11 protein-coding genes are annotated in these 11,289 nt (G+C 32.2%); 9 read left to right on the forward strand and 2 right to left on the reverse strand.

The window, feature by feature from the left end:
- Positions 1 to 95: 95 nt before the first annotated feature.
- Positions 96 to 296 carry a Lacal_2735 family protein gene (locus tag WH52_RS12590; RefSeq protein WP_086031312.1) on the forward strand — a complete coding sequence of 67 codons (201 nt, stop codon included), beginning with the start codon at positions 96 to 98 and terminating at the stop codon, positions 294 to 296.
- Here the strand turns inward: WH52_RS12590 and WH52_RS12595 are convergent.
- Together WH52_RS12595 and pyrF are read right to left on the reverse strand one after the other, a co-directional pair.
- Positions 279 to 1,070 (reverse strand): ABC transporter substrate-binding protein, encoded by a 792-nt coding sequence (locus WH52_RS12595; RefSeq protein ID WP_086031313.1) that lies wholly within the window; start codon positions 1,068 to 1,070, stop codon positions 279 to 281. The genes WH52_RS12590 and WH52_RS12595 overlap by 18 nt on opposite strands.
- Positions 1,070 to 1,885, reverse strand: a complete 816-nt coding sequence (gene pyrF / locus WH52_RS12600; RefSeq protein WP_086031314.1) for an orotidine-5'-phosphate decarboxylase — start codon at positions 1,883 to 1,885, stop codon at positions 1,070 to 1,072. The genes WH52_RS12595 and pyrF overlap by 1 nt, the downstream gene beginning before the upstream one ends.
- A 63-nt stretch (positions 1,886 to 1,948) precedes the next feature.
- Between pyrF and WH52_RS12605 the strand changes: the two genes are divergently transcribed.
- The 8 genes from WH52_RS12605 to WH52_RS12645 form a co-directional block, all read left to right on the forward strand.
- The gene (locus tag WH52_RS12605; RefSeq protein WP_086031315.1) at positions 1,949 to 3,025 is read left to right on the forward strand and encodes an ABC transporter permease; all 1,077 of its coding nucleotides are present in this window, start codon (positions 1,949 to 1,951) and stop codon (positions 3,023 to 3,025) included.
- 1 nt (position 3,026) lies between these two features.
- Complete coding sequence (locus WH52_RS12610) at positions 3,027 to 3,509, forward strand: TlpA family protein disulfide reductase (protein ID WP_086031316.1); 483 nt, start codon at positions 3,027 to 3,029, stop codon at positions 3,507 to 3,509.
- Positions 3,509 to 3,997 carry a TlpA family protein disulfide reductase gene (locus WH52_RS12615; RefSeq protein ID WP_086031317.1) on the forward strand — a complete coding sequence of 163 codons (489 nt, stop codon included), beginning with the start codon at positions 3,509 to 3,511 and terminating at the stop codon, positions 3,995 to 3,997. The genes WH52_RS12610 and WH52_RS12615 overlap by 1 nt, the downstream gene beginning before the upstream one ends.
- A gap of 79 nt (positions 3,998 to 4,076) precedes the next feature.
- The gene (gene tpiA, locus WH52_RS12620) at positions 4,077 to 4,838 is read left to right on the forward strand and encodes a triose-phosphate isomerase (RefSeq protein ID WP_086031318.1); all 762 of its coding nucleotides are present in this window, start codon (positions 4,077 to 4,079) and stop codon (positions 4,836 to 4,838) included.
- 18 nt (positions 4,839 to 4,856) lie between these two features.
- Complete coding sequence (gene prmA, locus WH52_RS12625) at positions 4,857 to 5,690, forward strand: 50S ribosomal protein L11 methyltransferase (RefSeq protein ID WP_086031319.1); 834 nt, start codon at positions 4,857 to 4,859, stop codon at positions 5,688 to 5,690.
- 5 nt (positions 5,691 to 5,695) lie between these two features.
- Complete coding sequence (locus WH52_RS12630; RefSeq protein ID WP_086031320.1) at positions 5,696 to 5,971, forward strand: ATP-dependent Clp protease adaptor ClpS; 276 nt, start codon at positions 5,696 to 5,698, stop codon at positions 5,969 to 5,971.
- A gap of 1 nt (position 5,972) precedes the next feature.
- Positions 5,973 to 6,257, forward strand: a complete 285-nt coding sequence (locus WH52_RS12635; protein WP_086031321.1) for a hypothetical protein — start codon at positions 5,973 to 5,975, stop codon at positions 6,255 to 6,257.
- Positions 6,258 to 6,925: 668 nt separating this feature from the next.
- The coding region (locus WH52_RS12645; protein WP_449451377.1) for a PKD domain-containing protein at positions 6,926 to 11,289 on the forward strand (4,364 nt) is incomplete at its 3' end.

The following is an 11,289-nucleotide window of genomic DNA, read 5'->3' on the forward strand; positions in this document are numbered from 1 at the left end:
ATAGGAAAAATCCCCAATTATAAATAATGAGTTAAATATTTTACTGAAAATCAAATAATTATGTATATTTATGTTGTCGTTTAACCAAAGTAAAAATGTCAAGAGTCAGTCAATTATTTAAATACCGTAAGCATCTTGAAGAGAGATACAGGAAATTGATTGAAAGAGCTAATGATTATAAGTATGAAGACGAATGCAAGAGCGATCGTTCGGCTTTTAAAGCAATGAAAGTTTTAGAAAAACTGAACAGATTAAAATATCTTGATAAAGACATTACATCAAATTCTATTGCGTAGCTGTTTAAAATAATCAAAAGACTTTAACAATCTACTTCCGTACCAAGAAAAGAGTTCCCCGTCAACATATACTGTTTTGGCGTGGTGACTGTGCCTGTCTATTTCGAAAGCATGTTCATCTTTAAAAGGATAAGGTTCAGAAGAAAGGAATACCAAATCTGGGTCGCCTTCTAAACTAATTTTTTTCAACTCAACTTCTGGGTAACGCTCTTTATTTGCGTAAATATTTTTGAATTTGTTCAATTCTAAAATATGATTGATAAAGGTATTGTTCGCAGCAACCATCCATGGTTTTCTCCAAATAAAGTATGCCACTTTTTTTTCTTCTTTATCTTTAATGAAGTTTTTAAAATCGTTGAGTTTAAAATCTAGCTTTATGTTGATTTTTGAAGCTTCTGTTCTACGTGAAAATAACTCTCCATATTGAGATATTAATTCTTTGGCATCATTTAAAGTATAAATGTCTGCAACATGCACAGGAGCTATTTGTTCGCAAGCGTCAACAATTTCTTTGGTGTTTTCTTCTTTGTTACAAAGAATAATATCGGGTTGAAGCTCTTTTATTGTATCAATTTTAATGTTTTTTGTTCCTCCAACAATGGTTTTAGTTTTTCGTAAATGAATAGGATGAACACAAAACTTCGTAATTCCTACAAGTTGTTCTTCCAATCCCAAGTCAACTAATAATTCTGTTTGACTTGGAACTAGAGAGATGATTCTTTTGGGAGTTTTATGAAGTTCAAAAACTCTATTTATTTGATCTTTAAATATCATTAAGCGGATAAAATTGCTTCCATTTGCTGTTGAAGCTCGCTAGCTTTTTTAGCAGCAGCTTCAGCAAAATTATTCTCTTTTGAAGCGTAAATAATTCCACGAGATGAATTGATTAATAAACCAACAGTGTCTGTCATTCCGTATTTACAAACATCTTGTAAGTTTCCACCTTGAGCACCTACACCAGGAACTAATAAAAAACTTTCAGGAATAATTTTTCTTATATCTGCTAAGTATTCTGCTTTAGTAGCACCTACTACATACATTAAATTCTGAGCATTGTTCCAAGTTTTTGAAGTTTCTAGAACTTGTTTATACAATTCTTGATTATTTACACTTAGTGTTTGAAAATCGAAAGCTCCTTGATTAGAAGTTAGAGCTAGCATAATAGTATGTTTGTTTTCAAAAGCTAAAAAAGGTTCTACAGAATCTTTCCCCATATAAGGAGCTACAGTAACCGAATCGAATGCTAAATCTTCAAAAAAAGCTTTGGCGTACATAGTTGAGGTGTTCCCAATATCACCACGTTTTGCATCAGCAATTGTAAAAATTTCTGGATGCTTTTCGTTTAAATAATTAATCGTTTTTTCTAAAGCTTTCCAACCTTTAATTCCGTAGGCTTCGTAAAAAGCAGTGTTGGGTTTGTAAGCAATACATAAATGATGTGTGGCATCTATAATAGCTTTGTTAAATGCAAAAATAGGATCTTCTTCTTGTAATAAATGTTGAGGAATTTTATCTAAATCTACATCTAAACCAATGCATAAAAAAGATTTCTTTTTTTTGATTTGAGTAACGAGTTGTTGTGTTGTCATGTGTTGTTGTAAAAGTTGTACAAAAGTACACTTTTTTAACACTTTCTGTTATCTTTGTTAGATATGTTTCAGTATATACTTAGCAAAATATTTTACGGATTTTTAACCTTGTTCGGGGTAGTAACCGTAATTTTTTTATTGTTCAATATTTTACCAGGAGATCCTGCTCGAATGATGCTAGATCAACGAGAAGATACAGAGCAACTTCAAAATATTCGTAAGAAATATGGTTTCGATAAACCTTTACTAACCCAGTATGCGTATTATGTAAATGATGTCTCTCCAATATCTTTTCATAGTACTGATGCTAATAATTACACTTTTTTCTCGTTAGAAAAATATAGCGGAACTAAACTTTTTACAGTGGGTAATTATGATATGGTGTTTAAATATCCATATTTAAGACAGTCTTTTCAAAAGAACGGAAAAAGTGTGTCAGAAGTAATTAAAGAAACCTTACCCAACACAGCAGTTTTAGCGATAGCAGCTATTAGTATTGCGTTGGCATTAGGAATTGTTTTGGGAATTATTTCAGCAGTTTTTAAAGACACTTTTTTCGATAGGATTATCGCTGTTCTCAGTACGTTTGGTATGAGTGTTCCATCGTTTTTTTCAGCAATACTATTCGCATGGTTTTTCGGATTTGTATTGCATAACTATACAGGGTTAGAAATGACAGGAAGCTTATATGAAGTAGATGATTTTGGAAAAGGAACCTATATAAAATGGAAGAATTTAATTTTACCAGCATTGGTGTTGGGAATTCGTCCGTTGGCAGTAGTAATTCAATTAATGAGAAACTCGTTGTTAGAAGTTTTTAATCAAGATTATATACGAACAGCAAAAGCCAAAGGACTGTCTACATTTCAAATAATAAAAATACATGCGCTAAAAAATGCATTGAATCCTGTAATAACAGCAATTTCGGGTTGGTTTGCATCAATGTTGGCAGGAGCAGTTTTTGTAGAGTATATTTTTAACTGGAACGGATTAGGAAAAGAAATCGTAAACTCGTTAAATACACTCGATTTACCAGTTATTATGGGAAGCGTATTGGTAGTGGCAACATTATTTATTTTGATAAATATTATTGTTGATGTTCTGTATAGTTGGTTAGACCCTAGAATAAGATTAGAATAAAATGAGAGTAATTATAATTATAGCAAGCCTCTTGTTATTTACAAGTTGTGCAATTTTTCAACCTAAAAATTTTGATGTAAATGCGAATAATGAAATTTTGTTAACTGAAGATAGAAAAGAAATTTCATTTGAGGATGTAATTAATCAAAACAAAAAACAGAAAAAGTTTATTCAGGTCTATGCTAGCTACTGTCCAGTGAGTCAAGATAGTTTTGATGATGTTATAAAATTTCAGCAAAAAAATAAAAATGTAGAATATATTTTCTTGTCGGTAGATCATTCTTATCATGATTGGAAAAGAGGCTTGAAAGACCTAAAAGTGAAAGGAAAACATTACTACATTCCTAAGAAAGGAAAAGGAGCTTTGGGGAAGTTTTTAAAGTTAAAGACAATTCCTAGGTTTTTAGTAGTTGATGAAAGTGGTAATATTTTGGTATATAAAACGTCTAAGGTTTCAGAAACTATTCAGAAAAAAATAGATTAATGAACCGAGTTCTGTTTTTACTATTACCATTTCTTTTTTTAGCGTGTTCAAGAGAAGTGCCAAATCAGTTTTCAAAAGAAGCACTTCACGATGTTTTTATTACTACTCAAAAAAAGAATATTGAGTTTAAAGAAATCTTATCAAAATATAAAGGGAAGAAAATCTTAATAAGTGTTTGGGCGTCTTGGTGTCCAGATTGTATAGAAGCTTTACCTGAAGAAGAGAAACTTCAACAAGAATTTAAAGATGTAATTTATCTTCATTTGTCTTTAGACAGAAGTTTCGATTCTTGGTTGAAAGGAATAAAAAGATTAGAGGTAAAAGGCGAGCATTATTTAATACAATCGGGGTGGAAAGGTGCTTTTGGAAATTTCTTAAATTTAGGATGGATTCCTAGATACATGGTAATAAATGAAAAAGGGAAAATAGTACTCTTTAAAGCTACGAGACCAACCGATAAATTAATTAAACAAAGCTTAGAAAAATAACGTATTTTAGCTTTTCAATAAAAGAAGGTTAATAGTGAGTTTATAACCTTGATAAATAAAAACTTAAAACTTAAATTTAGTGAGAAAAAAGATAGTTGCAGGTAACTGGAAGATGAATAAAAATCTTGATGAAGCTAAAGAGCTAATCAAAGGATTAAAAAAAGAAGTAAAAAAGCTTAAGTTAAAAGACGACACTCGAGTAATTATAGCTCCGAGTTTTATCAACTTAAGAGCAGCTGTAAATCGAACTAAAAAATCTAAAATAGAAGTTGCTGCTCAAAATGTACATCAAGAAAAGAGAGGTGCTTTTACAGGAGAAGTTTCTGTAGATATGTTAGAAAGTGTAGGAGTAAAAACTGCAATTTTAGGGCATTCAGAAAGAAGAACCTATTTTGGAGAAACTGATGAGTTACTAGCCGAAAAAGTAAACACAGTTTTAGGTAAAGGATTAGAAGCTATCTTTTGTTTTGGTGAATTGTTAGAAGATAGAAAAAGTAATAGTCATTTTAAAGTTGTTGAAGATCAAATTAAAAAAGCACTTTTTCATTTAGATAAAACAAGTTTTACTAATGTAGTTTTGGCTTATGAACCAGTATGGGCAATTGGTACAGGAGAAACTGCAAGTCCAGAGCAAGCTCAAGAAATGCATGCGTTTATCCGTAATCTTTTTGTAAAAGAATATGGAGAAGATGTAGCAAATTCTATTTCTATACTTTATGGAGGAAGCGTAAAACCAAATAATGCCAAAGAAATTTTTTCTAAACCAGATGTAGATGGAGGTTTAATAGGAGGAGCTTCATTAAAAGTAGACGATTTTACCCAAATCATTAAAGCAATTTAAGTTAGTTAGAGAGCAAAAATGGATAACATATATATTGAATATAACTTTACTGTAGCACCTAAAGAACCTGCTACTGAGATTTTAATTGCTGAGTTAGGTGGTGTTGGTTTTGAAAGTTTTGTAGAAAATGAAAATGGAGTAGTAGCATATATTCAAAAAAATGAATGGAATGATAGTATTCTAGATGATGTTTTTATTTTAAAATCAGAAGAATTTGATATTAAATTCGAATTTTCTGAAATAGAACAAACCAATTGGAATGCAGAGTGGGAAAAGAATTTTAATCCAATTCAAGTAGATGAAACGGTAAGCATAAGAGCACCTTTTCATGAAAATCCAAACTTACCATACGATATTGTTATAGAACCAAAAATGAGCTTTGGAACTGGACATCATGAAACTACACACATGATGGTACAACATTTAATAGATTTAGATGTTGATGGGAAAAAAGTTCTAGATATGGGTTGCGGTACAGGTATCTTAGCCATTTTTGCTGAGATGAAAGGAGCACAACCTTTAGACGCTATTGATATAGATGAATGGTGCTATGAGAATACTAAAGAAAATGTAGAAAGAAATAACTGTAAACATATTACAGCATATAAAGGAGAAGCTTCATTGTTAGAAGGAAGAAAATACGATATTATTATAGCCAATATAAACCGTAATATTTTATTGAATGATATGAAAACGTATACTTCGTGTTTAAATTCAAATGGAGTATTGTTGCTAAGTGGTTTCTACACAGAAGATATCCCTATTATAAACGAAGAGGTTGAAAAATATGGATTATCTTTGCAAAAAACTATCGAACGTAATAATTGGGTAGCTTTACGTTATAAAAAATAAAGACAATGAGTACGATAGAAAAGATACAAGAAGAGTTAGACGTCTTAATACAAGAAACAAAAAAACACGAAATTGTATTACATAACGATGATGTAAATACATTCGATTTTGTAATAGATAGTTTAGTAAGTGTTTGCGATCATACTTTAGAGCAAGCAGAACAATGCACAATTTTGGTACATTATAAAGGAAAATGTACAGTCAAAACTGGTGAGTATAAAGATTTAGAACCACGTTGTTCTAAATTACTACAATTAGGACTCTCAGCAGAAATCGTTTAAAATGGAAAATGTTTTTAAGTATTATGAGTTTTCAGATTTCATAGAAGATAAATCTGAAGCTTTTTCGGGTAACCAAATATGTTTTTCAGAGTTAAATTCGCAACATTTTTTAATTTTTGAAAAAAAAATAAACAGTAATTCTGAAACGTATAATTTATATGTTTCTAAATTTAATTCAAAAAAAGAAATAGGAGTTAATCCCCCAGAAATACTGGAGATGTTGATAGAAGAGTACGATAAATCAATTCCCGAACATAGAGTAGTTTTAAGGCAATATTTATACTAGAAAACTCAAAAAAATATTTTTTTTGAGTTTTTTTTTGTTTTGAAGTGACTTTTTAAAAAAGAGAGTGTCATAATAGTGTAAACAAAACAATAAGTAATTAGTTGAGTTTAAAAGTTCATTGTGTAAATAAAGAAATATTATACCCCTTATAATATTTTCCCTTAAAAGTTCTCTGAGTAGGTTTTACCCCTTAAATCTGAACAGATTTTTTCCCAAAGGAGAACTCCTCTTATAAAAGAATAGTTTTTAAAAATAGTAGTAGTTAGTTTTTATACTAAGTTTGGTTAGACGAAAAGGCCTTAGACATAAGTTTAAGGTCTTTTCTATTTTTAGGAAAAAAACTCCTGAAAATCAGAAGGTACTTCAAAAAAAAAACATATTTTTAAAGAAAAAAGCACCCCCCCCGAAATTTATGAAACGTAAAATTATTATTGAATTAAGTTTATTGAAAAGTATCTCGAAGTTAAGGTTTATTGAGGAATCGATAATTTTTTTGAGAAAAAAATAAAGAAAAGTGACTTTTTAAAAGGAACTGTTTCTAAATATATAAACTTAAATAGGTGGATAACTATATCTAGTTATCACTGATTAGCATATAGCTAAAGGGTTTTTAGGATATTTTCTTTTTTGAAGTGTATTTAAATATGAAATCAACCAACTAATCTCCCATGAAAAAAAAATACCTGTTAATTTTAATTGCACTAATACTCTATAGTGTTCCTAACAAATTATTTGGGCAAACGAGCCCAAATTGTAGTGTAAACGCTGGAGCAGCTACAACTTATTGTGAAGGTGAAGAAATTGAATTAAATGGATCTGGAAATAATAGAGTTAATGAATCTACAATTCAATGGACTCAAGTATCTGGGCCTCCCATCAATTTTAGTGACTCTACTATATATAAACCTTTAATAATTGGAGCTACTGGAGGAAATACGTATGTTTTTAGGCTAACTGTTACTTGTAATAATGGATTACCAACTTCTCAAGATGTTTCTATAACAGTAAGAAATGCTCCTACTGCTTCTGCTGGAGTTGATATTTTAGGCTGTCCAGGAAATTATCCAATTTCAGGAACAATTCCTACTGGTCCTCCTACTTTTACAGGTACTTGGAGTATTATAGGAAACAATAATGCAGGAGTGTCAATCACTGATCCTTCTTCTGCCTCTACTACGATAAATTTAGGAGAAGGAAATGCAGGGCAAACAACTTTAGAATGGAGAGTTAGTGATGGTGATTCATCAACTTGTGACGGTGTTTCAAGAATTACAGTTACAAATATAGGAGGAGTAGATCCTGTAGAAGCGGGTCCTGATGTTACTAAATCTTCTTGTTTTGATGTAAATACATCTCATACATTTAATGCATCTTTTGGAGGAATTAATATAGGAGGACAGTTAGGGCAATGGGAATTGGTAAGTGGGCCTAGTACACCAACGTTTAATAATGTTAATAATAATCAGGCAACAGTAAGTGGTTTAATAGAAGGAGTGTATGAATTTAAATGGAAAGTTAGTGGTCCTTGTGTAAATGGAGAAGATACAGTAACAATAACAGTACCCGATCCAGCAGGAAGCGTAACTAATGCAACTACATTATTACCAAATAGAAATATTAGAATATGTGATCCTTCTGTAACTCAATTAAATTTAGATGGTGAACCTCCTCTAAAGCCAGGTGAAACAGTGCAATGGGAAATAGTAAATAACCCAGGAAATACAGCTAGTTTTAGTAGTTCTTCTACTGTAACTACAAGTACATTGTTTACTCCAACTGTTTATGGGTTAAGTAATACTGCAGGAGGAAATAATGCAACATATAGGTTTAGATATACAGTAACAAGTGCTAACGGGCTTTGCACAGATTCTGATATAGTTAGAGTTAGATTTGTAAAAAATACATTATCTGTCGAGTTAACTGATGATGGAACTCCATCTGAATGCATTTTTGCTACTTTAAATGCTCAAAATGAAGTAGATGTGACTTTTGGAATAACCAAAGAAAATCCTAGAATTAATGTCCCAACAAGATATCAAATAGTTTCAGGACCAATTACAACTGGTATTATAAATTTAGGAACTAGAAATAGTTTTACGAGAAAATTTACAAGAATAGGAACCTATGTTGTAAGAGCATATAGAGAACCTAGAGGATCAACTGATATAGGTTGTACCACAGCGTCTGATGATATTATGGTTAAAATTTCAGGAACTGCCGAGGGTGCAAATGCAGGAACAGACCAATTTATTTGTTCTAGTTCTTTTCCACCAAATGAAGTAAGTTTAGCTGGTAATACGGTAATTCAAGGAGTTGGTACTTGGTCTAAAGTTAGTGGTCCAACTGGATCATCAGAAATTATAGAGAATCCTAATAGTGCTTCTACTAAAGTTACTAATTTATCTAATGGAGTTTATTATTTCAGATGGTCAATTTCTTCGGGTCCTCAAGGTGAGTTGCTTTCTTCAAATTCAGATGAGGTTAAAGTAGTTGTTTCTAATTCAACATTAACATATACTAATATAGCTGGTAGTGATGTAACTATTTGTGCAGGTGCTTACCAGTTAGATGGAAGAGATTTATTAGAAAATGAAAGAGGAAAATGGTCATTAATTTCTACCAATCCAGCAGGAAATGAAGCTGGAGTGACTTTCTCTTCAGAAACAGACCCTAAAGCAATTGTAAATGGATTACAAAAAAATATACAATACACTTTTCAATACGAATTAACCAATGGATGTACTAATTTAACAGATACAGTTACGCTAACTGTTAATAATAATGATGGTCCCTCAGCAGCAAATGCGGGAGATGATATCTGTACAACTGCAAGTACTGTAAATTTAGCAGCTACTATAGTTACAGGCGGTACTGGAGAATGGGTGAAAGTTAGTGGTCCTATAGGAGGAAATATAACTAATATTAACGATCCAACTACTTCGATAACTAGTTTACAAGAAGGAAATTATGTATATAGATGGTCGGTAGATGGAGGAGCAGCTTGTCCTAATAACACAACTTCTGATACTGTAATTGTTTCTATAGTACCAAATACACCTTATAACGCTGGAGCTGATCAAGATATTTGTGGGTCAAATACAATAACGTTATCTGCTGCTACACCGGTTAGCCAAGGAGAATGGGTGCAAACTTATGGCTCAGGAGGATGGAATTTTGCTATGGTTTCAGATGTCAATAATCCTAATGCAACAATACAAAATTTAAGTGATGGGATTTATGAGTTTGAATGGAGGGTTTCAACAGCCAGTTGTGCTACCAATGACAAAATGAGTTTTTCCATAGCTAATCAACCTACTGCTCCAAATGCAGGGGCAGATAAAACGATTTGTGCTAATAGTGGAAATTTAGAGGCTACTCCAGTAGTTCAAGGAATGGGAGTTTGGTCTTTTGAATCGGGACCTAATAATCCATCAATAACTGACATTTCAGATCCTACAACAGAAATTAGAGGATTAGTAACGGGTACTTATGTTTTTAAATGGACAACATCACCTAATGAACCACCTAGAGATCCAAGTAAACCGAATTGTAATAATTTGGTGAATTCAGATTTGGTAACTATCACTGTAGTTGCTCCCGCAAACGCAGGAGGTAATAATAGTGGGGTAATTAACTTATGTGGAGTAACACAAGTATTACTGGAAGGAACTTTAGGTTCAAATGGAACATGGCATTACATTAGCTCTTCACCTGCTGGAGCTACAACTCCAACAATAACTTATCCAAATGGAGGTACATCTGGTAATATAGCTTCTGCTGTAATAGAACCAAATTATGAGTATATTTTTGAATATAGATTACCCTCAGACCCAGCTTGTCCTAGTTTAGATGTTGACGATACAGTGACTGTAAGAAATTTTGAAGCTCCAGATGCTATTGCTGGTTCTGATATTGAGGTGTGTAATTTAACAACTACTCCTAATATGGCAGCAACGTCAGTTACTTCTCCAAATAGAGGTAGATGGCGTTTCATTTCATCATTAAGTACGTCTGGAGTACCTACACCAACATTTGATAATAACCAATTAGCAACAACACAAGTAAATGGATTAACACAGCCAGGAACCTATTACTTTAGATGGGAAACAGATAATGGTACTAATACTTGTAGGAAATCTGATGATATGGTGATTATTGTAAGACCAGAATCTAATGCTGGTACAGATACTTCAATGTGTATTGTAGGAGGAACTTTAGATGCTGAAACTCCTACATCAGGAACAGGAACTTGGAGTTTTGTAAGTAGTACTAATGCTGCTTTAAACGCAAGTGATGTGACTTTTTCTAATAATAAAAACCCAAAATCAAATATAACTTTTAGTTCAAATGTTTTAGATAATGATGTAATAACGCTGCAATGGGTGTTAAATTTTCCAGATATAAATGGAGTAGCATCTACATGTAATGCTACCGATACGGTGAATATAGAAGTTAATGCAGCTACAGCAACTGTTTTATCACCTTTAATAACGACCAATAGTTGTTTTGGACTTAACAATGGAACATTAACAACTGTAGCTTCTGCAGGAGTAGCTCCATATACATATAATTTATTGTATTCAACTACGGCTGGAGGAACATATATTAACTCGCCTCAAACAGATGGAGATACAGATGGAAGTTATACAGGTTTGCAACCAGGTTTCTATAAAGTTGAAGTTCAAGATTCTCAACTTTGTGGAACTGTAACATCTGCACCTATAGAGGTTCAGATAGATTTTTTATGTGGAGTAAGTGTAAGCTCTAATCAAATAATATGTGATGGAGACTTACCTGCTGATATTAGTGTTTTTGGTGTAGTTGGAGGAAGTGTAGAGAAATGGCAGAAATCAGAAAGTCCAACATTTGCTAGTGGCATTACTGATATTATGGCTGCAACTACTACATTATCTGGAATTACTATTGGAAGCCTTACAACTACAACTTATTTCAGAGCAGTAATAAATTACGGAATATTTGGTACAGTATATTCTCCAGTAATTACAGTCACAGTTCAAGATACAGTCACTGC

The sequence above is a fragment of the Tenacibaculum holothuriorum genome (assembly GCF_002120225.1).
Taxonomy (GTDB): Bacteria; Bacteroidota; Bacteroidia; order Flavobacteriales; family Flavobacteriaceae; genus Polaribacter; species Polaribacter holothuriorum.

Excerpts from the sequence above, each read along its gene's own strand:
- WH52_RS12590 (WP_086031312.1), top strand. The coding sequence starts at position 96 with ATGTCAAGAGTCAGTCAATTATTTAAATACCGTAAGCATCTTGAAGAG.
- WH52_RS12595 (WP_086031313.1), bottom strand. The coding sequence starts at position 1,070 with ATGATATTTAAAGATCAAATAAATAGAGTTTTTGAACTTCATAAAACT.
- pyrF (WP_086031314.1), bottom strand. The coding sequence starts at position 1,885 with ATGACAACACAACAACTCGTTACTCAAATCAAAAAAAAGAAATCTTTT.
- WH52_RS12605 (WP_086031315.1), top strand. The coding sequence starts at position 1,949 with ATGTTTCAGTATATACTTAGCAAAATATTTTACGGATTTTTAACCTTG.
- WH52_RS12610 (WP_086031316.1), top strand. The coding sequence starts at position 3,027 with ATGAGAGTAATTATAATTATAGCAAGCCTCTTGTTATTTACAAGTTGT.
- WH52_RS12615 (WP_086031317.1), top strand. The coding sequence starts at position 3,509 with ATGAACCGAGTTCTGTTTTTACTATTACCATTTCTTTTTTTAGCGTGT.
- prmA (WP_086031319.1), top strand. The coding sequence starts at position 4,857 with ATGGATAACATATATATTGAATATAACTTTACTGTAGCACCTAAAGAA.
- WH52_RS12630 (WP_086031320.1), top strand. The coding sequence starts at position 5,696 with ATGAGTACGATAGAAAAGATACAAGAAGAGTTAGACGTCTTAATACAA.
- WH52_RS12635 (WP_086031321.1), top strand. The coding sequence starts at position 5,973 with ATGGAAAATGTTTTTAAGTATTATGAGTTTTCAGATTTCATAGAAGAT.